Origin of the sequence: Metapseudomonas otitidis, from assembly GCF_011397855.1 — a bacterium.
GTDB lineage: Bacteria > Pseudomonadota > Gammaproteobacteria > Pseudomonadales > Pseudomonadaceae > Metapseudomonas > Metapseudomonas otitidis.
In genome coordinates this window covers 5,007,848-5,031,636 of record NZ_AP022642.1, presented here as the reverse complement: position 1 = coordinate 5,031,636, position 23,789 = coordinate 5,007,848, and the positions used below count along the sequence as shown (strand labels likewise).

At 68.6% G+C, this 23,789-nt stretch carries 22 protein-coding genes; 3 read left to right on the top strand and 19 right to left on the bottom strand.

Translation table 11 applies throughout. The features are described 5' to 3' along the window. Nucleotides 1–43 precede the first annotated feature (43 nt). From PotMrB4_RS23260 to PotMrB4_RS23250, 3 genes are all read right to left on the bottom strand, one after another. Nucleotides 44–1,006 (bottom strand): FecR domain-containing protein, encoded by a 963-nt coding sequence (locus PotMrB4_RS23260; RefSeq protein ID WP_172434600.1) that lies wholly within the window; start codon nucleotides 1,004–1,006, stop codon nucleotides 44–46. Then, a complete protein-coding gene (locus PotMrB4_RS23255; protein ID WP_044404380.1) occupies nucleotides 1,006–1,515 on the bottom strand; it encodes a sigma-70 family RNA polymerase sigma factor in 510 nt (169 codons plus the stop codon). The genes PotMrB4_RS23260 and PotMrB4_RS23255 overlap by 1 nt, the downstream gene beginning before the upstream one ends. Before the next feature lie 406 nt (nucleotides 1,516–1,921). After that, nucleotides 1,922–2,794, bottom strand: a complete 873-nt coding sequence (locus tag PotMrB4_RS23250) for a helix-turn-helix domain-containing protein (protein ID WP_074970759.1) — start codon at nucleotides 2,792–2,794, stop codon at nucleotides 1,922–1,924. Between the two features lie 147 nt (nucleotides 2,795–2,941). On the opposite strand from PotMrB4_RS23250, the gene PotMrB4_RS23245 reads away from it, so the two are divergent. Together PotMrB4_RS23245 and PotMrB4_RS23240 are read left to right on the top strand one after the other, a co-directional pair. Next, nucleotides 2,942–3,847, top strand: coding sequence for a DMT family transporter (locus PotMrB4_RS23245; protein WP_044404373.1), 906 nt, complete (start codon nucleotides 2,942–2,944; stop codon nucleotides 3,845–3,847). Next, nucleotides 3,844–4,161, top strand: a complete 318-nt coding sequence (locus tag PotMrB4_RS23240; RefSeq protein ID WP_021220921.1) for a cupin domain-containing protein — start codon at nucleotides 3,844–3,846, stop codon at nucleotides 4,159–4,161. The genes PotMrB4_RS23245 and PotMrB4_RS23240 overlap by 4 nt, the downstream gene beginning before the upstream one ends. On the opposite strand, the gene PotMrB4_RS23235 is transcribed toward PotMrB4_RS23240, so the two are convergent. Beyond that, on the bottom strand, nucleotides 4,158–4,976 hold the full coding sequence (locus PotMrB4_RS23235) for an AraC family transcriptional regulator (RefSeq protein ID WP_172434599.1): 819 nt from the start codon (nucleotides 4,974–4,976) through the stop codon (nucleotides 4,158–4,160). The two genes, PotMrB4_RS23240 and PotMrB4_RS23235, sit on opposite strands and share 4 nt — an antisense overlap. A gap of 144 nt (nucleotides 4,977–5,120) precedes the next feature. Between PotMrB4_RS23235 and PotMrB4_RS23230 the strand changes: the two genes are divergently transcribed. Beyond that, entirely contained in the window at nucleotides 5,121–5,999 is an 879-nt protein-coding gene (locus tag PotMrB4_RS23230; RefSeq protein ID WP_172434598.1) for a DMT family transporter, read from the top strand. A gap of 284 nt (nucleotides 6,000–6,283) precedes the next feature. Here the strand turns inward: PotMrB4_RS23230 and PotMrB4_RS23225 are convergent, their stop codons facing one another. The 15 genes from PotMrB4_RS23225 to alg8 form a co-directional block, all read right to left on the bottom strand. Continuing rightward, nucleotides 6,284–6,523 carry a hypothetical protein gene (locus PotMrB4_RS23225; protein WP_172434597.1) on the bottom strand — a complete coding sequence of 80 codons (240 nt, stop codon included), beginning with the start codon at nucleotides 6,521–6,523 and terminating at the stop codon, nucleotides 6,284–6,286. Between the two features lie 483 nt (nucleotides 6,524–7,006). Next, complete coding sequence (locus PotMrB4_RS23220) at nucleotides 7,007–7,375, bottom strand: hypothetical protein (protein ID WP_044411790.1); 369 nt, start codon at nucleotides 7,373–7,375, stop codon at nucleotides 7,007–7,009. Next, entirely contained in the window at nucleotides 7,372–8,211 is an 840-nt protein-coding gene (locus PotMrB4_RS23215) for an SDR family oxidoreductase (RefSeq protein ID WP_074970770.1), read from the bottom strand. Before PotMrB4_RS23215 ends, PotMrB4_RS23220 begins: the two co-directional genes overlap by 4 nt. 39 nt (nucleotides 8,212–8,250) lie before the next feature. Next, nucleotides 8,251–8,715 (bottom strand): multidrug transporter, encoded by a 465-nt coding sequence (locus tag PotMrB4_RS23210; protein WP_107330904.1) that lies wholly within the window; start codon nucleotides 8,713–8,715, stop codon nucleotides 8,251–8,253. 183 nt (nucleotides 8,716–8,898) lie between these two features. Continuing rightward, a complete protein-coding gene (locus tag PotMrB4_RS23205; RefSeq protein WP_044411782.1) occupies nucleotides 8,899–10,347 on the bottom strand; it encodes a mannose-1-phosphate guanylyltransferase/mannose-6-phosphate isomerase in 1,449 nt (482 codons plus the stop codon). A gap of 135 nt (nucleotides 10,348–10,482) precedes the next feature. Further along, nucleotides 10,483–11,127: an alginate O-acetyltransferase AlgF gene (locus PotMrB4_RS23200; protein WP_142014789.1), complete on the bottom strand. Its 645-nt coding sequence runs from the start codon at nucleotides 11,125–11,127 to the stop codon at nucleotides 10,483–10,485. 56 nt (nucleotides 11,128–11,183) lie between these two features. Beyond that, nucleotides 11,184–12,317: an alginate O-acetyltransferase gene (locus PotMrB4_RS23195; RefSeq protein WP_160482969.1), complete on the bottom strand. Its 1,134-nt coding sequence runs from the start codon at nucleotides 12,315–12,317 to the stop codon at nucleotides 11,184–11,186. 13 nt (nucleotides 12,318–12,330) lie between these two features. Continuing rightward, nucleotides 12,331–13,887, bottom strand: coding sequence for an MBOAT family O-acyltransferase (locus PotMrB4_RS23190; RefSeq protein WP_172434596.1), 1,557 nt, complete (start codon nucleotides 13,885–13,887; stop codon nucleotides 12,331–12,333). A gap of 173 nt (nucleotides 13,888–14,060) precedes the next feature. Beyond that, a complete protein-coding gene (locus PotMrB4_RS23185) occupies nucleotides 14,061–15,167 on the bottom strand; it encodes a mannuronate-specific alginate lyase (RefSeq protein WP_172434595.1) in 1,107 nt (368 codons plus the stop codon). A gap of 14 nt (nucleotides 15,168–15,181) precedes the next feature. Continuing rightward, nucleotides 15,182–16,612 (bottom strand): alginate O-acetyltransferase, encoded by a 1,431-nt coding sequence (locus PotMrB4_RS23180; protein ID WP_044411767.1) that lies wholly within the window; start codon nucleotides 16,610–16,612, stop codon nucleotides 15,182–15,184. A gap of 13 nt (nucleotides 16,613–16,625) precedes the next feature. Next, nucleotides 16,626–18,185: a mannuronan 5-epimerase AlgG gene (algG, locus tag PotMrB4_RS23175; RefSeq protein ID WP_142014808.1), complete on the bottom strand. Its 1,560-nt coding sequence runs from the start codon at nucleotides 18,183–18,185 to the stop codon at nucleotides 16,626–16,628. A gap of 26 nt (nucleotides 18,186–18,211) precedes the next feature. Continuing rightward, a complete protein-coding gene (locus PotMrB4_RS23170; RefSeq protein WP_172434594.1) occupies nucleotides 18,212–19,663 on the bottom strand; it encodes an alginate export family protein in 1,452 nt (483 codons plus the stop codon). Between the two features lie 10 nt (nucleotides 19,664–19,673). Continuing rightward, complete coding sequence (algK, locus tag PotMrB4_RS23165) at nucleotides 19,674–21,047, bottom strand: alginate biosynthesis TPR repeat lipoprotein AlgK (RefSeq protein WP_172434593.1); 1,374 nt, start codon at nucleotides 21,045–21,047, stop codon at nucleotides 19,674–19,676. 11 nt (nucleotides 21,048–21,058) lie between these two features. Then, the gene (locus PotMrB4_RS23160) at nucleotides 21,059–22,225 is read right to left on the bottom strand and encodes an alginate biosynthesis protein Alg44 (RefSeq protein ID WP_044411755.1); all 1,167 of its coding nucleotides are present in this window, start codon (nucleotides 22,223–22,225) and stop codon (nucleotides 21,059–21,061) included. 25 nt (nucleotides 22,226–22,250) lie between these two features. Then, nucleotides 22,251–23,732: a mannuronan synthase gene (gene alg8 / locus PotMrB4_RS23155; RefSeq protein WP_044411752.1), complete on the bottom strand. Its 1,482-nt coding sequence runs from the start codon at nucleotides 23,730–23,732 to the stop codon at nucleotides 22,251–22,253. Nucleotides 23,733–23,789: the final 57 nt, after the last annotated feature.

The following is a 23,789-nucleotide window of genomic DNA, read 5'->3' as shown; positions in this document are numbered from 1 at the left end:
GTTCAGGTCGGTGGAAATTTTTTTCACGGGGCCGATGCGCGGCTCAGGAGGTGGCCCTGGGGTGCACGCTGATCCAGTAGCGGGTGACGCTGCGCACCTCCACCGGCAGGGTGCGCGGCAGCAGGGCGAGGATGCGGTCGGTGTGGTCCAGCGGGTAGGTGCCGGAGAGGCGCAGGTCGGCGATGGCTGGGTCGCAGCCGATGCGCCCGTGGCGGTAGCGGCCGAGTTCGGCGAGGAAGTCGCCCAGGCGCATGGAACTGGCCACCAGCATGCCGTTGATCCAGGCCACGCTGTTCTCGTCCACCGCCTGGGCCGCCCCGCTGCCACGGGCGTCCAGGTCCAGGCGCTGGCCGGGGTGCAACGCCAGGCGCTGGCCATGGCTGAACACCTGGGCATCGCCGGCGAACAGGCTGACCTGGCTGCGGCTGTCCTGCAGGCGTACGGCGAGGCGACCGCTGTTGAGCAGGACCAGCCCCTGGGGCGTTTCCACCCGCAGCGGGCGTGCCTCGTCCACCGCGTTCACCAGCATCTCGCCCTGGCGCAGGTGGAGCAGGCGCTGGCGGGCGTCGAAGCGGATGTCCAGCGCGCTGTCGGTGTTCAGCGACAGGGTCGAGCCATCGTCCAGGGTCAGGTGGCGGCGCTCGCCCACGGCGGTGCTCTGGTCGGCGCGCAGGGCCAGCAGTGGCTCGCTGTCCCGCATCGCCAGGGCGCCACCACCGGCGATGACCAGCAGGGTGAGCAGCTTCAGGGCCTCGCGACGGCCGCGTGAGGCCGGGGCATCCAGCGCGGCGAGGGCGGTGGGGGTGTTCAACCCGCGCAGGCCCCGGTTGACCGATTCGATGCGCTGCCAGGCGCGCTCGTGCTCCGGGTCGGCGGCGCGCCAGCGTTGCCAGTCCTCCTCGCGCTGGCGCGAGGGCGTGCCGTCCTGCAGCTCCACCAGCCACTGCACCGCCTGGGCGGCGACGGCGGGGGCGATGCGTGGCTCGCCGCTCTTGCGCAGGGCCATCAGAGGCACTCTGCGAAGTAGCAGCGCTCGGCGGCCTTGGCCATGTAGCGCTTGACGCTGGAGAGGGAGAGGCCGAGCTGCTCGGCGATCTCGGCGTAGGTGCAGCCGTCCACCTGGGCCAGCAGGAAGACTTTCTTGGCCTGGGGCGGCAGGCCGTCGAGCAGGCGGTCCAGCTCCACCAGGGTCTCCAGGATGATGGCGCGGGCTTCCTCGCTGGGGGCCTCGTCCTCCGGCAGCGCGGCGAGGGCCAGCAGGTAGGCGCGCTCGATATCCTGGCGGCGGTAGTGGTTGGCCAGCACGCGCTTGGCGAGGGTGGTGAGGAAGGCTCGGGGTTCGAGGATGCGATGCGCCTCGCGCCCCAGCAGCACCTTGAGGAAGGTGTCCTGGGCCAGGTCGGCAGCACTCTGCGGGCAGCCGAGCTTGCGTTGCAGCCAGTGCCGGAGCCAGCCGCTGTGGTCGCTGTAGAGCTTGTGCAACGCCTGCTCGGGGGCTGCCGGGCTGTGGGTCAAGGAAGGCTCCGGGAAGGTTCGGAAAGCGATTAAATAGGAATGCTTCGCATTCTATTTGTGCCGAGGGGCGTTGCGCAATGCGCTGGGCTATCCGCAGCGAGGCCTCATCCTTCCAGAGGGTGTCGCGGAGCCCGCGTGGGAGCGGTTTCAACCGCGATGGCGCATGCAGCCGTAGCCCGAACTTCAGTCCGGGGTTGCCAGGGGGGCCGGTCCCGAGCTGAAGCCCGGGCTACGGTGCTGTGCTGCCGGCGGCTGCGGCGGTGGGCTGAAGCGGAACGCCGTCCGGCCCACCTTACGGCCCCGGTACGGCTTTTCCGTGGGAGCGGTTTCAACCGCGATGGCGTTTGCAGCAGTAGCCCGGACTTCAGTCCGGGGTTGCCGAGGGCCGGTCCCGGGCTACGGGGATTCAGCTCATGGCCGCGCGGTATTCGCCCGGTGTGCCGCCGAGTGCGCGGCGGAAGCGGTTGCTGAAGTGGCTGGCGCTGGAGAAGCCGCAGGCGAGGGCGACGTCGCCCAGGGGCAGGGTGGTGCGGGCCAGCAGGTGGCGGGCGTGGGCCAGGCGGCGGGCGAGGACGTACTGGTGCGGCGGCAGGCCGAAGCTTTCGCGGAACATCCGCGCGAAGTGGTACTCCGAGAGCGCCGAGAAGGCCGCCAGCTCGCCCAGGCTCAAGGGCTCGGCCAGGTGCTCTTCGATGTAGGCCATCAGCCGCTTGCGCAGGGCCGGGGCGAGGCCGCCCTTGAGCTGCGGGCCCTGGCGCAGCCCCACCTGGGTGAGCAGGGCGTGGTTGAGCATCTCGTGGGCGAGGCTGGTGGTGAGCAGGCGTTCCCCCGGTTCGTGCCAGTCCAGCTGGACCAGGCGCTGGAAGCGCAGGACCTGCTCGGGGTCGTCGAGGAAGGTCGCCTCGCGCATCTCCAGCTCGCGGGGTTCGCGGTCCAGCAGGGTGACGGCGGCGTGGGCGAACTGCTCCGGCGGGATGTACAGGTGGGCGAGGCGGATCTCGCCGTTGACCACCCAGGACGAGTCGTGCCCCGCCGGCATGATGCACAGCTTGCCCGGGGCGCCCTTGGTGTCGGGGCGCTCGCGGCGGAAGGTGCCGGTGCCGCCGGCCAGGTAGCAGGACAGGGTGTGGTGGCTCGGCCCTTCGTAGTCGCGGGCGTCGTGGTGGTTGCTCCACTGCGCGGCGGCCAGGCCGTCGCCCAGTTCGGTGCAACGCTCCAGGCGGGCGTTGGGCGAACTGGCCATCGACTGGAAGACCTGGTGGTGCAGCAGTGGCGACATGGACAAAGCCTCCGTGGGACGAACGCCATGCTAGCGCGGGCGTGGTGTGCGAGGCAGCGGGGCGCAGTGGATAAGCGCAAGTTTTTGCAAGCCGGCCGACGGGCTGCGCGGGAGACTGGCCACTCGACGCACCACCGGAAGACCGCCATGAACCTCTCGCTGTACCTGCTCACCGTGCTCATCTGGGGCACCACCTGGATCGCCATCAAGCTGCAGATGGGCGAGGTGGCCATCCCCGTGTCCATCGCCTACCGCTTCGCCCTGGCGGCCGTGGTGCTGTTCGCCATCCTGCTGCTCAGCCGTCGCCTGCAGAAGCTCGACGGCCGCGCGCAGGCGATCTGCCTGGCCCAGGGGCTGTGCCTGTTCTGCGTCAATTTCATGTGCTTCTACACCGCCAGCCAGTGGATCCCCAGCGGGTTGATCGCCGTGGTGTTCTCCACCGCCACCCTGTGGAACGCGCTGAATGCGCGGGTGTTCTTCGGCCAGCGCATCGCTGCCAACGTGCTGGCCGGTGGTGCCCTGGGCCTGGCCGGGCTGGCGCTGCTGTTCTGGCCCGAGCTGGCCGGCCACCAGGCCAGCCGCGAAACCTGGCTGGGCCTCGGCCTGGCACTGTTGGGCACGCTGTGCTTCTCCGCCGGCAACATGCTTTCCAGCCTGCAGCAGAAGGCCGGCTACCGGCCGCTGACCACCAACGCCTGGGGCATGTTCTACGGCGCCTCGCTGCTGACCCTGTGGTGCCTGGCCAGCGGCACGCCCTTCACCCTGGACCTGAGCCCGCGCTACCTCGGCTCGTTGCTGTACCTGGCGATCCCCGGTTCGGTGATCGGTTTCACCGCCTACCTGACCCTGGTGGGGCGCATGGGGCCGGAGCGCGCGGCCTACTGCACGGTGCTGTTCCCGGTGGTGGCGCTGAACATCTCGGCCTTCGCCGAGGGCTATGCCTGGACCGCCCCGGCGCTGCTCGGCCTGGTGCTGGTGATGGCCGGCAACCTGCTGGTGTTCCGCAAGCCGAAAGCGCCGGTGGCCGCCGCGCCCCTGGGGAGCCGCGCATGAGCCAGCGCGTGGTACGCAGCCGCGACTTCACTGCCGAACGTGCCTGGGGCGCGCTGGACATCGCCAACCTCGACGGCACCACGGTGCGCCTGCACTGGACCGACCAGCCGTACATCTGGCACGTCAACGACGGCAGCGAAGTCTTCGTGGTGCTCGATGGCGAGGTGGAGATGCGCTACCGCGAGGGCGGCGAGGAGCACGCGGTGTTGCTGGGCGTGGGCGACCTGTTCCACGCCGGCCCCGGTTGCGAGCACGTGGCCCACCCCCGTGGGGCGGCGCGCATCCTGGTGGTGGAGCGCGAGGGCAGCGTCTAGCGGCGCAGCGCCCGTGCCAGCACACCGGGTGTGTAGCCGTAGGCACGGGTGAAATGGCGGTTGAGGTGGCTCTGGTCGGCGAAACCGCAGGCGAGGGCGGCCTGCACCGGCGCCTCGCCCGCCAGCAACTGGCGGTGGGCCTTCTGCAACTGGCGTTGCAGGCGATAGGCGTGGGGCGGCAGGGCGGTGACGGCCTTGAAGGCACGCAGGAAGTGATGGGGGCTGACGCCGGCATCCCGCGCCAGCTCGCCGAGGCTGACCCCCTCTTCCGGTGCTTCGTCCAGGCGACTGATGGCCCGGGCCACGGCGCCCGTGGGCAGGCGCGGCGGGTCGGCGCGACGCGCCTCCAGCAGCGCCCCCAGCACCTGCAGCAGCTCCTGCTCTGCCACCTCCCACCAGGGCTCGTCGGCCGGCCCGGTGAGGGCCGCGTGCAAGGTGAGGAAGGCCTGCCGCGTGGCGCTGCAGGGCAGCACCGGGTGGGCCAGCTCGACGCCGGGGCTCTGGTCGAGCAGCCCGGCCGCGCGGGCGATCAGGGCGCTGTCGAAATACAGCATGCGCCAGCTGCGCGGGGCGTCCGCCACGGGGCGGCCGTCGTGCACTTCGTTGGGGTTCACCGAGATCAGGCTGCCCGGTTCGGCGCGCACCTCGCCGCGGCCGCTGGCGGAGTCCTGGGCGCCGTGGAGGATGACGCCGATGCCGAAGCCGTCGTGGGTGTGACGGCCGAAGGCGCGTTGCGAGGTGGCCTCCACGGCCAGCACGCCGGCCAGGCGGCTGGGCTGGATGTCGAAGGCTTCGGTGTGCGTCCCGCCGGCCATGAGCGGCTCCCGGTCGTGTGCGAGGCCGCAGTATAGCCAGGGTGGGCACGGGCCCTGGCAGATCAATTTCGTTCAAGAACCGAGGCGGCGGATGGGCCTGAATAGGGCCTCGCAATCCAGCGAGAGGCTATTCGGGAGGTTGGGGTGTCGAGACGTGCGCAAGGCTATCTGCTGCTGTCACTGGCGATGATGACGGTGGGCACCACGGTCATCGCTTCCAAGGTCCTGGCGGGCAGCGTGCCGCCGTTCCAGGCCACCGCACTGCGCTTCGCCCTGGCCCTGCCGGTGATGCTGTGGCTGCTGCGGCGCCAGGGCGCAGCGTGGCCGCGCCTGGGGGCGGGGGACCGCGTGTTGCTGGTGCTCCAGGCCGCCGCTGGCAGCGTGGGCTACACGGTGCTGCTGGTGATGGGCCTGGCCCACCTGCCGGCGGCGGATGCGGGGGTGATCATCGGCACCTTGCCGGCGGTGTCCGCGCTGTTCTCGGTGCTGGTACTGGGGGAGCGGCCTGGGCTGCGGCAGGTGGCCAGCGTGGCCTTGGCGACCCTGGGGGTGATGGCGGTGGCCTGGAAGGCCAGCGGGCCGGGCAGCGGGTTCGGGATGCTCTGCGTGTTCGGCGCGGTGCTGTGCGAGAGCGCGTTCATCCTGCTCAACAAGCGCATGCGCCAGCCGCTGGGCGCGGTGCAGCAGGCCACGGCCATGGTCGTCCTCGGGCTGCTGGTGTCGGCGCCGGCGGCCCTGCTGGAGGGACCGTTGGCCTGGCCTGCACCGGCATCCCTGGGGGCGCTGGCGTGGTACGCCTGGGTGCCGACGGCGGCGGGCTTCCTGCTCTGGTACGCCGGCTCGTCGCGGGTCAGCGGCGGGGAGGCGGCCACCTTCACGGCGGTGGCCCCGCTTACGGCAGTGGCGCTGGCGGCCGGGCTGCTGGGGGAGCCGCTGGGGCTGTCCCAGGGGCTGGGGATTGGGGCGGTGGTCCTGGCGATCCTGGTGCTGGCCGTGCCGTCACGCGACACGGCCAACCGCTAGCCCTCCGGGCAGGTTCATCGCTGCCCGTTCCGTAGCCCGGGCTTCAGCCCGGGAGCGGTGCCGGGTGTTCCCGGACTGAAGTCCGGGCTACGGTCGGGTGCTGGCCTTGGCATTGCCCGGCATGGCCAGCCGCTGGCCTCGTCGGCTTTCTTTGCTCCGCGCAGGTTTATCGCTGCCCGTTCCGTAGCCCGGGCTTCAGCCCGGGAGCGGTGTCGGGTGTTCCCGGACTGAAGTCCCGGCTACGGTCGGGTGCTGGCCTTGGCATTGCCCGGCATGGCCAGTCACTAGTCGCTGGTTTCGTCGGCCTTTTTCGCGCCGCGCAGGTTCATTGCCGCCAGGCACAGTTGCAGGACGATCAGCGCCCAGGCGTGGGCGTGCAGGCCCCAGGCGATCCACAGGGCGTTGCTGGCCAGGAAGACCCAGAAACCGATGTGTCGCCGGGCGGTTGTCTTCGAGCCGATCAGCCAGGCGGCGGCCACGGTGACCAGCATGGCCGGCCATTGCAGCAGGTCGAGGTAGTCCATCGTGTCCCCCTTGTTCTCCTCTTTAGTGAGGTAGCGGGGGTGAGGGTTCCGACGTTTTCACGGCGCGTGGGGCGGGCTTCCATTCGCGTGCCCAGGAATCCCGAAGCCCCTCGTCCGTAGCCCGTCACGATGGGCTTCGCACAGCTCAGCCCATCCTACGGATGGAGCGGGGCCGTAAGATGCGGTGAGCTCGGCGAACCGCATCATTGGCGAGGATGCATGAGACCCCAGCGGCCCATGAGCCGGTCACGATGGGCTTCGCGCAGCTCAGCCCATCCTACGGATGGAGCGGGGCCGTAGGATGCGGTGAGCTCGGCGAACCGCATCATTGGCGGGGATGCATGAGACCCCAGCGGCCCATGAGCCGGTCACGATGGGCTTCGCACAGCTCAGCCCATCCTACGGACGGAGCGGGGTCGTAGGATGCGGTGAGCTCGGCGAACCGCATCACCGTGATGAGGACCGAGCGAGGCGCAACGCGGGTCAGCGGCGGTGCAGGAGCACGAGGCCGGCGAGGACGGGGTAGCAGAGGTAGTGCAGGACGAACAGGGCGATGGCCATGGGGCCGGGGGCGTTCTGCAGGGTCATCATGCCCAGCAGGCCGAGGTAGAGCACGCCGAGCAGGGCGCCGTAGCCGAGGACGATGCGCCAGGCTTCGCCCCGGGTCGGCGGGCGCTTGTACAGCAGGCGGAAGGCGAGGGCGATGAGCAGGGCGGTGGCGCCGGCGATCACCAGGGTGGCCAGCAGCCCGCCGAGGTGCACCAGGCTGCGCAGGGCGAGGTTGAGCAGCATGGCCAGGGCCACGCCGCCGATCACCACGTAGCGCAGGGCCAGTGGGCGGGGCGCGTTCACGAGCGCTCCAGGGCCACGTTGAGGCCGAAGCGTTTCTTCAGCACCGCTTCCAGCAGGCCCTTGGGCACCAGGCTGGCCAGCAGCGGCAGGGCGCGGCTGCCGTTGCCCAGGCGCAGCAGGCGCGGGCGCGGGTGGTGCTGGATGGCGTTGAACAGGTCGCGGGCGAATTCGGTGGCGGGGGTGGGGTTGTCCTGGGAGGCGCGGGCCCGGGCGCGGATGCCGTCGCGCAGCGGCCACCAGGGCGAGCCTTCGGCGATCAGCGATTCGGCTTCGCGGCTGGCGTTGGCGCCGAAGCTGGAGGCGATGGCGCCGGGCTGCACTTCCATGACCTCGATGCCGAAGGGCGCCAGTTCCAGGCGCAGGGCGTCGGAGAGGGCGTGCACGGCGGCCTTGGAGGCGCAGTAGGCGCCGGCGAAGGGGGTGACCAGCACGCCGGAGACGCTGCCGATGTTGACCACCAGGCCACGGCTGGCGCGCAGCACGGGGAAGCAGGCGCGGGTGAGGCCGACCAGGGAGAACACGTTGGTCTCGAACTGCCGGCGCAGGCCCTCGGTGCCGCCGTCCAGCAACGGGCCCATGGCGCCGTAGCCGGCGTTGTTGATGAGCACGTCGAGCCGACCCGTTTCCTGCTGCAGGCGCTCACCCAGGCGCGCCACGGCGGCTTCGTCGTTGACGTCCAGCTGCACGCCGGTGAAGCCGGCGACGTTCAGCGCGTCCACGTCGTTGGCCTTGCGGGCGCAGGCCCAGACGCTGTAGCCGGCGGCCTTGAAGGCGTCGGCCAGGGCCCTGCCGATGCCGCTGGAGCAGCCGGTGATGAGGGCAACGGGTTGGCTCATTGCGAATTTCCTTGTTGGTCTTGTTGTGGTGGAAGTCGATCAGTCGGCGAATCTGCCATGCAATCGTTCGGCGCGGAACTCCAGCGTGTCGGCTCGATAGCCACGGCGCAGCGGCGGCAGCGGCAGGCAGTCCTGCCAGTCGGCACCAGCCTGCAGGCGTGGCGGGCCGAGGCTGCGCTCGGCCTCGTAGGGGGATTCGGCGAGGTTGAGGTCGTCGCCCGGGCGGTAGGCCTGCACGATCCAGGCGAGGTCCAGCAGGGTGGTGCTGCTGCCGTTGTGCACGCTGATCTTCAGCGGGCGGTCGGCGGGGCACTGGTCGGGCTGGTAGGCGAGGCGGACGTCGAGGCGGGCCAGCTGTTCGTTCACCAGGCGCTCTTCCCACAGCACCCAGGCGGCCATGAGCCCGATGACCAGCACCGCAGCCAGGGAGATGGGCAGCGCCTTGGCCGGGTGGCGGATGACCAGGATCAGCCAGGCGAAGAGGAGGATGGCGCCGAGGAGCATGAGGAGGGCCCATGACGGAAAGGCTGCAATGCTAGCGCAATCCGTGATCAGGCAGGGGTAAAAGGCACGGGGCCGTTGGCCGTTCCTGGCCCGGGCCCCGTGAGGCGGTGCGCGCGGCGGCACCTGCTGGCACAGGCGCCGGGAGCCTCCCGATGGGGGAGGGAGGCTCCGGGGCGTGGCCCCTCAGCGCGCGGTGGACACCTGGCTGACGCGCACGCCGCTGTCACTGCGGCCGTAGACGTCTTCCAGGCGTTCGATGTCGTCCTCGCCCAGGTAGCTGCCGGACTGCACCTCGATGATCTCCAGGGGGATCTTGCCGGGGTTGGTCAGGCGGTGCACCGACGTCATGGGGATGTAGGTCGACTGGTTTTCGGTGAGCAGGAAGGTCTTGTCGTCACAGGTCACCTCGGCGGTGCCGGAGACGACGATCCAGTGCTCGGCGCGGTGGTGGTGCATCTGCAGCGAGAGCTGGGCGCCGGGCTTGACGGTGATGTGCTTGACCTGGAAGCGGCCGCCCATGTCCACCGAGTCGTACGAGCCCCAGGGGCGGTACACGGCGCAGTGGTTCTGGGTTTCCGCGCGGCCCTGGGCGTCGAGGTCGTTGACCAGCTTCTTGACGTCCTGCACGCGGTCGCGGTGGGCGATCATCATCGCGTCCTTGGTCTCGACCACGACGATGTCGTCCAGGCCGATCACCGACACCAGCTTGCCGTTGCCGTGCACCAGGCAGTTGCGGCTGTCGTGCACCACCACGTCGCCTTTGGTGACGTTGCCGTGGGGGTCCTTGTCGTGGACTTCCCAGATGGAGCTCCAGCTGCCGACGTCGTTCCAGCCGGCGGAGAGCGGCACCACGCAGGCGCGGGCGGTCTTCTCCATCACCGCGTAGTCGATGGAGTTGTCCGGGCAGCAGGCGAAGGTGGCGGCGTCGATGGTGACGGTGGTGCCTTCGCGCTGGCTGCGTTCCAGGGCCAGCAGGCAGGTGTCGTAGATGTCCACGTCGTGGTGCTTGAGCTCGTCGAGGAAGCGGCTGGCGCGGAACAGGAACATGCCGCTGTTCCAGAAGTAATCACCGGCCTCGACGTACTGCTGGGCGCGCTCGGCGTCGGGTTTCTCGACGAACTGGGCGACTCGGCTGATGCCCTCGGGCAGCTCGCCGCTGGCCTGGCCACGGATGTAGCCGTAGCCGGTCTCGGGGCGCAGGGCCGGCACGCCGAACAGCACCATCTCGCCCTTCTCGGCGGCGATGGTGGCCAGGGCCAGGGCCTGCTGGAAGGCGCGCTGGTCTTCCAGCACGTGGTCGGCCGGCATCACCAGCATCAGCTCGTCGCGGCCCTCGGCCAGCAGCTGCATGGCGGCGATGGCGACGGCGGGCGCGGTGTTGCGGCCGAAGGGTTCGAGCAGCATCGCCTGCGGGGTGACGCCGATGCTGTCGAGCTGCTCCTGGACGATGAAGCGGTGGTCCTTGTTGGCCACCAGCACCGGCGGCTGCATGCCGTCGAAGGCCAGGCGCTGCAGGGTCTGCTGGAACAGGGTCTTCTCACCGGTCAGGGCGAGGAACTGCTTGGGGTACTGCTTGCGCGAAAGGGGCCAGAGCCGGGAGCCGCTACCGCCAGAAAGGATCACAGGGATCATGGTGTTTCTCCTAAGAAGCTTGTCCGTTTGTGAGGTTGCTCATCACATCGATCACTGGTTTCTGTCTTGTAGTCCCACTGTCTCGTGCGGCGGGTACGAAGCGTGGCCCGGGGCCTGGGCCCCGGGCGGGGCGGATCAGGACTCGGCGGGGCGCTTGACCCAGACCGGGGAGAGCTTGCCGCCGCTGCCGGTGACGTAGAGGCAGACCACCTCGCCGCGCTGCAGGGAGACCGGCTTGAGGTCGCTGACCTTGCGGTTGCCGTCGAACAGGGCCAGGCCCACCTTCACCGGGTTGATCTCGCGCTCGCCACGGCCCTGGGGCGCGACGTCCTCGACCACGGCGGTCTTGCCGTCGGCGGTCTTCAGGGTGAGCTTGGCGTCGGAGAGGTTCTGCACCCGCAGCAGGGCCTTCTGCTTGTTCTTGAAGGCCGGCTCTTCCACCAGCTTGGGCTCGGCGCCCGGCTGGCTGACCAGGGTGTAGTAGCGGTCGGACTCCAGTTTCACCGGGACGCTGGCGCTGCCCACCTGGGCGTTGTAGTTGCCGGCGGGCAGGAACTTGAAGTCGCTGGAGCCCAGCGGGGCGACGTCGTTCAGGGCGGTGTTGCCGACGCTGACATCCAGTTCGCTGGCACCGGCGTTGTAGGCGCGGACGAAGGCCGAACCCTTCGGCGCCTGCGGGCCGTAGAGGCCGCCTTCATCGGCCAGGGCGGAGAAGGCGCTGACGCCCAGGGCCAGGGCGCAGGCGTACGACGTCCAGGTGCGTTGCTTCTGTCGGTTCATGGTGTTTCCTCCTTTGGTGCAATGCGCATGGCGCTTGGGACCCGAAGGCCCGTTCGTTAATGGGTGGCGGCGACGCGCTCGCCGGGGGCGCCCTTGCGCAGCTGGGCGATCCACTGCGGGTCGAACTCGCTCAGGTCGTTGGGCATGGGCAGGTAGCGCTCGGGGAATTCCCAGATCACCAGCTCGGGGGCGGCGTCCTTCAGCTCGTCGCTCTTGAGGTACTTGAGCATCGGCAGGATCGGGCCGTGGCCGTCCTCGGCGTGGTTCACCAGGTCGCGCTGCAGGGACTGGCGCAGGGCGCCGGCGAAGTTCCAGTTGGGGTTGGCGCTGTAGCTGGTGCCCACCAGGGCCACCGGCACGCTGCTGTCACCGAACAGGTCGCCGGATTCCTCCTCGCCTGCGGCGCGGGTCTCACGCTTCTGCAGGGTGTCCGGGGCGGGCATCAGGTCGGCGAACAGCGGGTCGAGCGGCAGGAAGCGGGTCAGGTCGCCCTTGTAGTCCTCGTTCTTCACCGCTTCGGTGACGAAGGCCTGGTCGCTGCCGGAGAGGCTGACGCGCTCGCGTACCACCTGGCCCAGGCGCTGGGCCACCACTTCGGCGCCCTGGGGCGTCCAGTGGGTGTCGGTGCGCAGGAACACCTGGCCGTTGTTCTTGGCCTGTTCCAGCGGGCCGAGCAGGTCCGGGGCGATGATCCCGGCCTTGCGCACGGCGCCACGGAAGTGGGCGTAGAGGTCCTGGCGCAGGGCGGTGGGGCGGGCTTCGCCGACGTGCTCGGGATACAGCCGCGACTTGGACGGGACGATGGCCAGCACCAGCTTGATGCCGCGGCTGTCCAGCTCGTCGCGCACGCCCTGGATCAGCGCCAGGTTCTCCTGCAGGTGGCGCTCGCCTTCGGCCACCGGGTCGAACTCCTCGTCGGAGAACAGCCAGCCGTCCTGGCCGATCACCACGCCCTGGCGGCCTTCGCCGAACAGGCCGTAGTCCACCAGGGCCCAGAGGTTGGTGCCGATCTGCTTGATGGGGAATTCATCGTCGTAGTGCTTCTCGAAGGCGTGGGCCAGCTTGCCGTTGAGCACGGTGGTTTCCTTGGCGACGCTGAAGCCGACGATGCCGCGCATGGACCACAGGCTCAGGGCCAGCAGCATGCCGGCGAAGGCCACGATGTAGAGGGTGTTTGCAGTTCTGCTCATGTGTGCGCTCCCTTCAGAACTGGAAGTAGAGGAAGGGGGAGAAGCTCTGCGCCGAGAGCTTCAGGATCGACGCGGCGAACAGCAGCAGCAGGGCGACACGGGTGGCCAGCACCGGCAGCTGGGTCATCCAGGTCTGTTGCCAGACCAGGGCGCCGCTGGGGGAATAGGCGATGGCGGCCGGGTCGTCGGCGGCGGCCTGCGGGCTGCGCGGCTGGGCGGTGGCCGGGCCGTTGGCGTCGACGTGTTCGTCGGCACGGGCCTTGGGCGCACCGGTCAGCGGCTTGGCATGGAACTGGCGGATGCCGAACCAGGCCAGCACGACGTAGGCCAGTACCAGGGTGGCGATCTGCAGGCTGGTGAGCTGGGCGCGGTTGAGTTCGGAGAGGCCCAGTTCGCCGAAGCTGAACATGGCGGCGTACATGCGCCAGGCGACGTCGAGGTTCTCGGCGCGGAAGATCACCCAGCCGATCACCACCAGCAGGAAGGTGAAGGCCCAGCGCAGCGGGTTGATCACCTTCGGCGCGGCGTCCACGCCCAGGGCGCGTTCGATGGCCAGCCAGGCGCCGTGCCAGGCGCCCCAGATGATGTAGGTGAAGTTGGCGCCGTGCCACAGGCCACCCAGCAGCATGGTGAGGAACAGGTTGCGGTAGGTCTGGAAGGTGGTGCCGCGGTTGCCGCCCAGGCTGATGTACAGGTAGTCCCGCAGCCAGGTGGAGAGGCTGATGTGCCAGCGCCGCCAGAACTCGGTGATGGACTGGCTGATGTAGGGCTGGTTGAAGTTCTCCATGAAGCGGAAGCCCATCATCAGGCCGAGGCCGATGGCCATGTCGCTGTAGCCGGAGAAGTCGAAGTACAGCTGCGCGGTGTAGGCCAGGGCGCCGAGCCAGGCATCCCCCGTGGTCGGGTCGGAGAGGGCGAAGCAGTGGTCGGCGATGGGCGCGATGCTGTCGGCGATGAAGACCTTCTTGATGAAGCCCTGCATGAACCGGGTGCAGCCCTCGGCGAACTTGTCGACGGTGTGGGTGCGGTGGTTGAACTGGTCCACCAGGTCGCGGAAGCGCAGCACGGGGCCGGCGATCAGGTGCGGGAAGATCGCCACGAAGGCGGCGAAGTCCACCAGGTTGCGGGTGGCCGGGGTGTCGCCCCGGTACACGTCGATGATGTAGCTGATGGACTCGAAGATGTAGAACGAGATCCCGATCGGCAACAGGATGTGGGTGATGACGAAGGGCTCCATGCCGAACTGGGTGAAGATCGCGTTGAAGGTCTCCACGCCGAAGTTGGCGTACTTGAAGTAGCCCAGCACGCACAGGTCCACCGCGACGCCGAGCAGCAACCAGCGCTGCGCGGGCTTGGTGCGCACCCCGGCGGCGCCGATGCGCAGGCCGATCCAGTAGTTGAACACCGTGACGGCGGCGAACAGGGCCAGGAAGTCGATCCGCCACCAGGCGTAGAACACGTAGCTGGCGATGAGCAGGAGCAGGTTTCGATAGCGTGTCCCGACCAGGTAGTACAAGCCGAGGAAGATCGGCAGGAACAGGAACAGGAACACGTTTGAAGAAAAGACCATCCGAGTCTCTCCACTTGTACGTAACTTTCTGGGCCGCCGCCGGACGTTCCAGCCCGGTGTGCGACCCGCCATTCCCTCCCCAGGGTGTGGCGTTCAAATCCTTGCGCCGCCGCGTCTGCCGCGCGGTCGGTTCGTTGCGTCAGGTGGCTCCCCCGGTGGGGGAGGGCACCGGGTCAGCTGCCGCTGCCGCCCTCCTTCTTCGGGTGGAACACCTGGGTGATGTCGCCGCCCAGGCGGAAGGTCTTGTAGGGGGCCATGGAGTCCTTCCAGCGCAGGGTCTCGGGCTTGCAGCCATAGAGCGCGCACCAGGGTTCGAGCCAGGCGAACTTGGCGCGCTTCTCCAGGTCCTCCATGTCCTGGTCCTTGCCGGTCCTGTCGTCGAAGGGTTCCTGGTCATCCACCCCGGCGATGACCTTTTCGCCGAGGCGGCGCAGGGCGCCATCGTTCTCGTTGCGCAGGTCCACGCCGTTGGCCTGGGCGAAGGCGGCGATCATGGCCAGCGGCGGCAGGCTGTAGTTGTGGTAGGCCAGGGCGCGCTGCTCGCGCTTGAGTTCGTTGGGCAGGAAGCCGTCCTTGTCCACCTGGCTGGCGGCGACGCGGAACTGGGCGACGGACCAGTCGAAGAGGTCGCGGCGGTTGGTGGCGACGGCGGTGGCCATCACCGACCAGGCGGCCCAGTAGGAGTGGTTGTTGATCTTCTTCAGCGGCAGGCCGCTCCAGTCGTGCACCGTCTGGTCGGCCAGGCGCGAGAACCAGGACTCGATCTGCTGGCTCTGCTGGGTGTAGCCGGCCAGCGGGTGGGAGTTGGAGAACTTCAGCCGCAGGTAGGCGGAGGACAGGCTGCCCAGCGCCCATTTGCGGATCGACTTGCCGGTGTGGTTGTACTCGGTGCTCTGCAGGGCGTTGGCCTGGGCCCAGCTGCCCATCCACTGCAGGGCGCACTCCAGTTGCGCGCGCTGGCCGTCGCGCATGTACGCCATGACCATCTTGTTGACCCCGCGCTCCATGCGGGTGATGTCGGCGGTGCTGTCGCGGAAGGCCCGTTCCGCCGTGAGGTTGAGGGTGGCGCGGGCCTGGTTGGAACCCTCGTACTTGCTGCGGAACTCCAGCTTGCCGGTGTAGGGCGGCGGCGGGGCTTCGCAGCTGTCGGCCTTGTGCTCGTCGACCTCCACCGGGGCGTAGTAGCCCGAGGGCGGGACCAGGTCGCCGGCGTGGGCGAGCGGGCCGAGCAGGGCGCTGCCGAACAGGCAGGGGGCGAGCAACCGGAGTCGGGGTTTCATGATGACCTCCTTCCTCACTCGGCCTTGGCCGCGAGGTGTTCACCCGAGTGGCCTGGGCGCTTGCACAGGGTCACGTCGACGCTGAGGTTCTCAGGCATCTCTTCGGGGCTGTGGATTTCCAGGGCGAGGACGTTGAGGTCCCGCCAGTCGGGGTCGTTGCGCAGTTCGAAGGCGTAGCGGCCGCCGGTGTCGACGCGGTCGCTCTGTTCGATCTTGAAGTTCTCGCGGCGGCCGTTGAGGTACCAGACGGTGGCCTTGGACTCGTGAACGGTCGGGTCGCTGAAGGTCAGGTCCACCTGGTAGTCGCCGCCACGGATGTCCTTGATCGGCTGGTTCTGGCCGTTGACGAAGACTTCGTTGGCGCCGGGCTTCATGCGCACCTTGCGGTGCATCACCGCCGGCTGGCCCTCGCAGCCGTTGTTCACCAGCGGCAGGGCCTGGCGGTAGAAGCTCTTCTGCGCCATGTCGTAGTGGGTGGCGAACTCCCAGATGATGATCTTGGGCGGGTGCTCGTGGAATTCCGGGCTGCTCATGTACTGCAGCAGGGCGCTGTCGAAGCCGCCGCCGCTGACCGCCATGTTGAGCACCTCGGCGCCGCTGTGCTGCTGCAGGAAGCCGGCGAAGTTGTAGGCCGGGCCGCTGTTGCTGGTGCCCACCAGGACGATCTGCGGGTTCGACTCGTCGCCGAACAGGGCATCGCCGGCGGCGCCGTCGCCCGAGGCTTCGGTCTCGTAGCGGTCGACGTACTGGGTGGCGTAGGTGGTGCCGCAGAGCTGGCCGGCGGTCTTGTGCAGGGTGCCGGCCTTGGGCAGCAGGCCGACGACCTTGCTGTCGAAGGTCTTCTTGGGGATCTCGTCGAAGCCGGGCATCTGCTTCAGCGTCTCGGCCACCAGCTTGGCGGTGCGGTTGGCGCCGGCCGGGGTCCAGTGGTGGTCGGCCTTGAAGTAGTAGTCGGTGTCTACGCCCTTCTCGTCGAACAGCGGCGAGAGGTCGGTGACCCAGATGCCGGTCTTGCGGAAGTCGTCCACGGCCTTGAGGTAGTTCTTCTTCGCCAGGTCGTAGTCGAAGCGGGCCTTTTCCGCTTCGGTGAGCTGCTCGCGGTTCACCAGGCCACGGGTCGGCTGGTAGACCACCATCAGCTCGACGCCCTTGGCCTTGAGCGCGTCGCGCAGGCGCTTGAATTCGCTGTAGCCGAAGGCGCTGGTGCCGAAGTCGGTGCGCAGGTCGTAGCGGGTGCGGAACAGCCAGTCGCCACGGCCCTGGACCAGGGCGGTGAAGAAGCTCAGGTACTTGGTGTTGTACACGCTCGGGTCCTGGGCGACGGCGCACAGGGGGCCGGTGCGCTGCACGCTGTACTCGGGCGCGGCCCAGGCTCCCTGGGACGCGGCCAGCAGGGCAGCGGCGAGGGTGGAGGGGGCGAGCCATTTCATGGGGTGTCTGTGCATGGTGGTGTGTGCCTCAATCCTGGAGTTCGGCCTGGCTTTCGACGGGGTCGATGAGCACCGCTTTGTTGCGGCGCACCATCAGGTCGAGGATTTCCTCCTGTTTCTCGCCCAGTACGCCGGCGAAGCTGATGCCGGTGGATTTGCTCGGGGCGAGCATTTCCACGCGGTACAGCTCCACGGAGAGGGGGGAGTCGATGGACAGGGGCGAGGAGCCGTTACCGGCGAGCTTGCCGCCGACCACGATCATCGAGACCTTGGTGTCGAAGGGGTCCAGCTCGATGTCGCGGTCGGTGTTGGACAGGTCCTTGATGTGCCCGTAGACGCCGGTCAGGCCGTTGGCCATGGACAGGTTCTCGTACAGGCGGATGTTGACGCTGTTGCGCAGGCGGATGCCGTGGCGCTGGTTGCCGACGATCTTGTTGCCCCACAGCAGGTTGTTGGAGCTCTCGTAGAGGGTGATGCCGTCGGAATGGTTCTGGTAGACCTCGTTGTAGGCCACCAGGTTGTTCACCGAGTTGCGGTCGATGACGATGCCCGACAGTTTGTTGTCGTAGGTCTTGTTGTTGATGATCCAGCTGTCGTCCACCTCGCGGGAGATGATGATGCCGTGCTTCTTCCTGGTGCCGTGGACGGTGTTCTCGGCGATGACCAGGCCGTGGGAACGGTCGTGGGGGTCGATGCCGTAGACGATGTTGTCGCGGTAGGTATTGCCCTTGATGACCACGTCGCGGGCTTCGTAGCAGTAGAAGCCGTACCAGTGGTCGACGAACTCCGAGTTCACCAGCCAGCCGGTGGGTTCCGGGCGCTTGAGGCGCTCGTGCATGCCGGGGGTGTACTGGGTGATGGAGACGCCGTAGGACTTGGAGTTGTCGTAGCCGAGGCTGGTGACGGTGCTGTCGGCGATGTACAGCTCGCTGCCGCCCCAGGAGACCAGGAACGGGCGGAACTCCGAGGGCTTGCGGAACCAGGCCGGGGTGTCGTCCTGCTCGCGCCAGGCCGTCAGCTTGGTGCCGGTGATGAACAGCTTGCCGTCGTTGACCAGGAACGCGCCGCGCTCCTGGGACAGGCGGAAGTCACGGGTCTCTTCGCCGATGCGCAGGCTGGCGCCCTGGGCCACCACCACCGGCAGGCGGGCGATGTAGACGCCCGGTGCGGTTTCGGCGAACTGGCTGTCGGGCAGGGCCTTGGCCAGGTCGGCCGGGGTGACGAAGCCGCCTTCGATGAAGATCGCCTGGGGCATGCCGCGCTGGCGGCTGACCCATTCGCGCATGCGCTCGTTGCCGCCGATGAAGTCCTTCAGGGCGTCCTGCTGGAGCATGCGCCGGACCACCACCTTGCCGGCGGTGCGGCGGTCCACCTTGGCCTCGATGGCTTGGCGGGTGTAGCCGGAGAGGTCGGGCAGCTCGGGCGGGTCCAGGTGGAGCTGGTCCACCGGGGCGCTGGTGACGGTGTAGTTCTTGGTTTCCTTGAGGCCCTTGGCCGGCTCGGCCGCGTGCACCCACGGGGCGCTGGCCAGCAGCGCGCCGAGCACCAGGCCGCTGAGCGGCCGGGGGGTTGCGAGGAGGTTGGGCATGGCTGTTCTCCCTGGGCTCGCTGGCATCAGAAGCGCCAGATGAAGTCGACGAAGGCGCGGTGCATGAGCGAGTCGGTGCCGCTGCCGTAGGCATCGCCCGGCTTGAACACGCCGCCACGGAAGCGCACGAGGGCGGAGGCATCGTCCAGGTGCTCGGCCATCCCGGCGGGCAGCAGGCCCTGGCGGAAGTAGCGGGTCACCACCAGGTCGACTTCCTGGCCGATGTCCTTCTCGCCGTCCTCCAGCGGGGCGGTGATGCCGGCCTGGCCGACGTCCTGGTTGTCGTCCACGCGCCAGAAGCGGTGGTAGACGAGGCTGGCGTCGTAGTCGTCGTGCAGCTGCCAGGAGGTGAAGGCGGTGGCCACCTGCAGGTTGCTCAGCTCGCCGCGGAAGGCTTCGCCGAAGCGGTGCATGCGGGCTTCGGTGCCGGTGAAGTTGGAGCGGTTGCTCTCCATGCCGGTCTGGCGGAACTGGCGGGAGCTGTCGTCGTCACCGCCGCCGCTGCCACGGGCGTAGGCACCGCCGACCTTCCATTGCTCGGAGAGGTTCCAGCGCAGGCCGAGGTCGACGCCCCAGGCGTTGACGTCGACGTTGCGCGAGCCGCTGGCGAGGCGCTGGTCACCGACCACGCTCTGGGTCAGTTCGTCGGTGTCGCCGGTGAGCCAGGTGGCCTGGGCCCAGTAGTTCAGCGGGGCGGTGGAGCGCCGGTCGAAGAAGCCGCCATCGGCGTCGATGCCGACCCAGGTGAGGTCGCCGGTGTAGCGCTTGTCCAGGGGCTCCACCACCTCGCCGGCGTCGGGCAGGCTGCCGTTGTCGCGGCTGTGGTGGACCTTGAGGCCGACCCAGTGGCCCGGGGCCCACTGGGTGGCGATGTCGCCGAAGACGTGCTGGCGGTCCTTGTCTTCGGGGGCCAGTTCGTCGAGGTCGGTGCGGTATTCGCTGAAGCGTTCGGCGACGCCGACGTGGGCGGTCAGCAGAGTGGTGTCGAAGCTCCAGCGCAGGGCTTCGATGTTGGTGTCCCACCAGGTGCCTTCGGCGCTGCGCACGCGCTGGCGGCCGAAGCGCAGGTGTTCGCCGGGGTAGGCGGTGAGGCCGCCGTAGTCGACCCAGAATTCGCGCAGGGCGAGGTAGCTCTTGTCCGGCTGGCGGCCGTCGTCGCGCGCGCCCTGTTCCCCGTCGGTGTCGCTGGATTGCAGGGTGTCGGTCTCGACGATGTCGGTGGCGCTGACGGCCTGGCCCATGGCGAAGGCGCTCCAGTCACCCCGTTCGGCGTAGACCCAGGGGCGCAGGTCGATACCCACGCCGCTGACGTCGCCACCCTTCTGGGTGCCGAGGTCGCGGTCGTCCTCGGACTGGGCGGTGATCTTGATGTCGAGGCCGAAGTTCTTGTCGCTCATCTGCACGGCGAAGGCGCTGCTGGTGGAAAGAAGCGTGAGGCCCAGGCCGAGGCTGGCGGTCGTCCAGAGGTTGAATTTCATGTCGGTTCCTTCAAGGGGTCTGCATGGCCTGCATCTGCGTGGTGTCCTGCAGGGCGACGCCGCGGAACTGGCGTTCCTCGCGCAGGCGCTGTTCGGCGCGGGCGCGGTCGGCGGGGCTCAGCTGCTGTTCCACGGTCTGCGCCAGTTCGATGGCCTGCGGGGTGTTCTTGGGCAGCGCCAGTTGGCTGAAGACATAGGCGTTGACCAGGTCGGGGCGGATGCCCTTGCCCTGGGCGAACAGTTGGCCGAGGGCGTAGTCGGCGTTGATCTGGCCGCCGCGGGCGGCGCTCAGCAGGTAGTCCAGGGCCTTGTCCGGGTCGATGTCGCCGAGGTAGCCGCGGATGTAGATCTGCCCCAGCAGGTAGTTGGCGGTGGGCTCGGTGGCGGAGGCCTTGAGCAGGTGGCGCTCGGCTTTCACCGGGTCCAGGGGGACCAGCTTGCCTTCGTAGTAGAGGCGGCCGAGCAGCAGTTCGGCGCGCGGCTGGGCGGCTTCGCGGCCGTGGTCGAGGTACTCCATCATCTTGTCGATGTCGCCCAGGCCCGGGTACTCGTAGAGCAGCTTGGCGAGGCTGACCCAGGCCGGCGGGTAGGCCGGGGCGATGCGTTCGAGCATGTCCTGGGACTTGCCTTCGTCAGGCTTGCCCAGCTCGGCGTCGGCCAGCACCTGGGCCACCGAGTCGACGCGCTGGGCGGGCAGGGTGCCGGCGGCGTAGCGGGCCATGACCTGCTCCACCAGGGCCTGGCGCTCGTCGCCCTTGCCCTGCTTGCTGTAGACGGTGGCCAGTTCGACGTAGCAGGCGTCGGCCTGCTGCAGGTTGCGGGTGCAGATGTCCTCGATCTCGGCCAGGTGCTGGTCGTAGGTGCCCTGGGTCCGGTAGTAGAGGATCTGCGCCAGCTCGGCCTGGGGCTGGCCGTCGGCGCGCCACTGGGCGATGCGCTGCTGCACGTTCACGCCGGGGAAGTCCTGGGGGAAGGTGAGGTAGAGCATCACCAGGGGCAGCAGGCTGTTGGGCTCGCCGGCCTTGTAGGCGTCTTCCAGCAGATGGGCGGCTTCCTGGCGTTCGGCCGGGGTGCCGTCGGGCTTGCGCGCCAGCAGCTTGCCGAGGCGGGCCTTGGCGCGCGGCGACTGGTCCATGGCCTGGCGGTAGGTCTGCTCGGCCTGGCGCATCTGCTCCGGGTCGCCACTGTCCACCTGCAGGTCGGCGAGGCCGACCTGGGCGTTGACGTAGCCGAGCTCGGCGAGCTGACGGAAGTTGCGCTCGGCGGTGGCGGTGTCGCCGCGCTTGAGTGCTTCGCTGGCCAGCCGCTGGTCGGGCAGGCCGGCGCAGCCGGCCAGCGCGACGGCGACGCCGAGCAGCAGGGTGCGGGAGGGAAGGGTCGCCACGGGTGTCCTCCTCAGAAGCCGGCCGCCAGGGCGCGGTTGATCATCCAGTCGAAGGAGGGACCGCGGTCGATGCTGACTTCGACGGGCTGCCCGGCGAGCTTGCTGTCCAGTACCTGGTCGGGCTGGATGACGACGCGGATGTCGGAGGACAGGCCGCTGTCGATCAGGCTGGAGCTGATGATCTTGCCGTGGCGCGGGGTGTCTTCGCCGGCCACCTGGAAGGTGACGCTGGCGCCGGGCTTGGCCTGGGCGAAGTTGCGGTAGGGGAAGCGGGCGCTGACGGTGGCTTCGAAGTCCTGGGGCACCAGTTCGAAGATCACGTCGCCCTTGCCGGCGAACTGGCCGTCAGCCACCAGCTGGCGGGCGACCTTGCAGTTGCAGGGGCTGGTGAGGGTGCCCTTCATCTGCTTGCCGAACAGTTCCTCGACGTTGGCGGGGGCGAGCTGGTCGTCGGTCAGGTGGCCCTTGAGCATCTCCAGCATGGTGGCGGAGAAGGAGGCGATCGGGGCGCCCTTCTGCACCACGGCGCCTTCGCCGCCGATCAGGCTCTGCACGGTGCCTTCGCGGGGCATGGTGACCTGCATGGCGGGCACGGCGACCATGCCGGATTCGGCGTGGGTGACGAAGTACAGGCCGTAGAGCGATTTGAAGATGAAGCCGAAGGCGGCCAGGCCGACGAGGAACAGGCCGGCGCTGAAGGTGACGGCGCGCAGGCGGCCGAACATGCCCATGCCGCCGCCGCTGCCGTTCTTGCGCGGCTTGGTGAAGTTCTCGCGCTGCAGGGTGTTGAGGATGTCGCCGGCGCTGACCACTTCGCCCGAGAGGTGGGCGCTGATCAGGTAGCGCAGGGTGGCGATGTCACGCGGCTTGAGGTTGTGGAACTGGCAGCCGGCGCGCTCCTGCTGGGGGTCGAGGAAGCGCACCTGGAACTCGACGTCCAGGCCGAGGCTGAGGTTGTCCACCTGGAACTGCATGCGGCCCTGGTGGTAGTCGCCCACCTGCACCTTCTGCCCCGGTTCCACCTGGAAGGCGAACCCGCCGGCGGAGAGGTCGAGCAGGCGGTGCTCGACGCGCTCCTTGCCCACCAGGTAGCGCACCTTGGCCGGGAGCTTGACCCGGGCGTGCTGGCGCTGGGCTTCGGATTCGTGCACCACATTGACGTTGACGGCTGTATTCATGGTCTGGATTTCCTATCGGGTTCGGTCACACGAACGCCATCAGCGTGGCTACGAAGACGCTGGTGGCGGTGAAGGTCATGGCACGGGAAGACCAGGTGTTGAACCAGCGGGTGAAGCTGGCCAGGTCCCGGTTGAGCTTGGTGTTCTGGCGCGTCCAGGACTGCTGGTCCAGGCGGAAGAAGACGTAGATCTTCACCAGCGCGCCGACGATCTGGTTGTAATAGAGGATCAGCGGGTAGGCCGGTCCTATGGGGTGCCCTGAAACGCTCAGCAGCAGGGTGAGGATGAAGCGGGTGAGGCCGATCCACAGCAGGTACACCAGGAGGTAGGCGATGCTGTACTTGAGGCTGGCGATCACCGCGACGGCCAGGCCCAGCAGGCAGGTCCACATGGACACGCGCTGGTCGCTGAGCACCAGGGTGGTGAACCAGCCGAGGCGGCGCGGGCCGAGGGCCAGGGCGCGGGTGTTCTGCCGCAGGTTGTTGCCGTACCAGCGGAACATCAGCTTGCGGCTGGCCTTGATGAAGCTCTTCTCCGGCGGGTGCTCGACGGTGTTGATGGCGGCGTCCGGCACGTAGAAGGTGTCGTAGCCCAGGCGCATCAGGCTGTACCAGCTGGACTTGTCGTCACCGGTGAGGAACTGGAAGCGGCCCAGGCGCCAGTGGTCGAGGTGGTCGCTCTCCACGTCGGCGATGAAGCCGGGGTCGGTGACCACCTTGGCGCGGAACACCGACATGCGCCCGGTCATGGTCAGCACGCGCTTGGAGAGCGCCATGGAGCACATGTTGATGTGGCGCTGGGCGAAGCGCAGCTTGTGCCATTCGCTCATCAGGTAGCTGCCGCGCACCTCGCAGAACTCGTTGGTGGTGAGGCCGCCGACGTTGGGGAAGTACTTGAACCAGGGCACGGTCTTCTTCACCACGCCCTGGGTGAGCACGGTGTCGCCGTCCACCACGGCGACCACGGCGTCGTCGTCGGGCAGTTGCCGGGAGATGGCGCGGAAGCCGTAGGCCAGGCCGTCGCGCTTGCCGGTGCCGGGGATGCGCACGAAGTCCAGCTTGACGCGCTCCGGTGGGGCCAGGCGGTTCCACTGGTTCTTGATCAGCAGCTCGTCGGAGAGTTCGACGATGGAGCAGACCACGGTGGTGGGGTAGCCGCAGTCGATGGCTTCCTGGATCACCGAGCGGTAGACCATGGCGGTGGTCAGGGCGTCGATGCGGAAGCTGGTGACCAGCAGGTAGACGTGGGACGGGTCGGCCGCTGCGCCGAGCTTGCGCACCTGGCGGCGCTGCCAGGGGTAGACGACGTAGAGGAACAGGGTGCCGCGCAGGAAGTGCAGGGCGCCCATGGAATAGCGCCAGATACCGACCACGCCGATGAGCAGCAGGAAGTGCTTGGACTCGGGATCGAACACCGAGCGGGGCAGCGCCAGCGCGAGCAGCATCAGGCCCGTCAGGAAGAACAGCCAGCCGGCTGCCTCGGTGAGGCTTCGCTTGAGCTTGTCCATTGATTCATCCATTCCTTCGTGAACGCTGGACGGACCTCGGGCGTGGGCGCTGCTTGT

What these genes read in the sequence shown, in the direction of transcription:
- PotMrB4_RS23260 (WP_172434600.1), bottom strand. Translation starts at nt 1,006, where the DNA reads ATGGCCCTGCGCAAGAGCGGCGAGCCACGCATCGCCCCCGCCGTCGCC.
- PotMrB4_RS23250 (WP_074970759.1), bottom strand. Translation starts at nt 2,794, where the DNA reads ATGTCGCCACTGCTGCACCACCAGGTCTTCCAGTCGATGGCCAGTTCG.
- PotMrB4_RS23245 (WP_044404373.1), top strand. Translation starts at nt 2,942, where the DNA reads ATGAACCTCTCGCTGTACCTGCTCACCGTGCTCATCTGGGGCACCACC.
- PotMrB4_RS23240 (WP_021220921.1), top strand. Translation starts at nt 3,844, where the DNA reads ATGAGCCAGCGCGTGGTACGCAGCCGCGACTTCACTGCCGAACGTGCC.
- PotMrB4_RS23235 (WP_172434599.1), bottom strand. Translation starts at nt 4,976, where the DNA reads ATGGCCGGCGGGACGCACACCGAAGCCTTCGACATCCAGCCCAGCCGC.
- PotMrB4_RS23225 (WP_172434597.1), bottom strand. Translation starts at nt 6,523, where the DNA reads ATGGACTACCTCGACCTGCTGCAATGGCCGGCCATGCTGGTCACCGTG.
- PotMrB4_RS23215 (WP_074970770.1), bottom strand. Translation starts at nt 8,211, where the DNA reads ATGAGCCAACCCGTTGCCCTCATCACCGGCTGCTCCAGCGGCATCGGC.
- PotMrB4_RS23210 (WP_107330904.1), bottom strand. Translation starts at nt 8,715, where the DNA reads ATGCTCCTCGGCGCCATCCTCCTCTTCGCCTGGCTGATCCTGGTCATC.
- PotMrB4_RS23205 (WP_044411782.1), bottom strand. Translation starts at nt 10,347, where the DNA reads ATGATCCCTGTGATCCTTTCTGGCGGTAGCGGCTCCCGGCTCTGGCCC.
- PotMrB4_RS23200 (WP_142014789.1), bottom strand. Translation starts at nt 11,127, where the DNA reads ATGAACCGACAGAAGCAACGCACCTGGACGTCGTACGCCTGCGCCCTG.
- PotMrB4_RS23195 (WP_160482969.1), bottom strand. Translation starts at nt 12,317, where the DNA reads ATGAGCAGAACTGCAAACACCCTCTACATCGTGGCCTTCGCCGGCATG.
- PotMrB4_RS23190 (WP_172434596.1), bottom strand. Translation starts at nt 13,887, where the DNA reads ATGGTCTTTTCTTCAAACGTGTTCCTGTTCCTGTTCCTGCCGATCTTC.
- PotMrB4_RS23185 (WP_172434595.1), bottom strand. Translation starts at nt 15,167, where the DNA reads ATGAAACCCCGACTCCGGTTGCTCGCCCCCTGCCTGTTCGGCAGCGCC.
- PotMrB4_RS23180 (WP_044411767.1), bottom strand. Translation starts at nt 16,612, where the DNA reads ATGCACAGACACCCCATGAAATGGCTCGCCCCCTCCACCCTCGCCGCT.
- algG (WP_142014808.1), bottom strand. Translation starts at nt 18,185, where the DNA reads ATGCCCAACCTCCTCGCAACCCCCCGGCCGCTCAGCGGCCTGGTGCTC.
- PotMrB4_RS23170 (WP_172434594.1), bottom strand. Translation starts at nt 19,663, where the DNA reads ATGAAATTCAACCTCTGGACGACCGCCAGCCTCGGCCTGGGCCTCACG.
- PotMrB4_RS23160 (WP_044411755.1), bottom strand. Translation starts at nt 22,225, where the DNA reads ATGAATACAGCCGTCAACGTCAATGTGGTGCACGAATCCGAAGCCCAG.
- alg8 (WP_044411752.1), bottom strand. Translation starts at nt 23,732, where the DNA reads ATGGACAAGCTCAAGCGAAGCCTCACCGAGGCAGCCGGCTGGCTGTTC.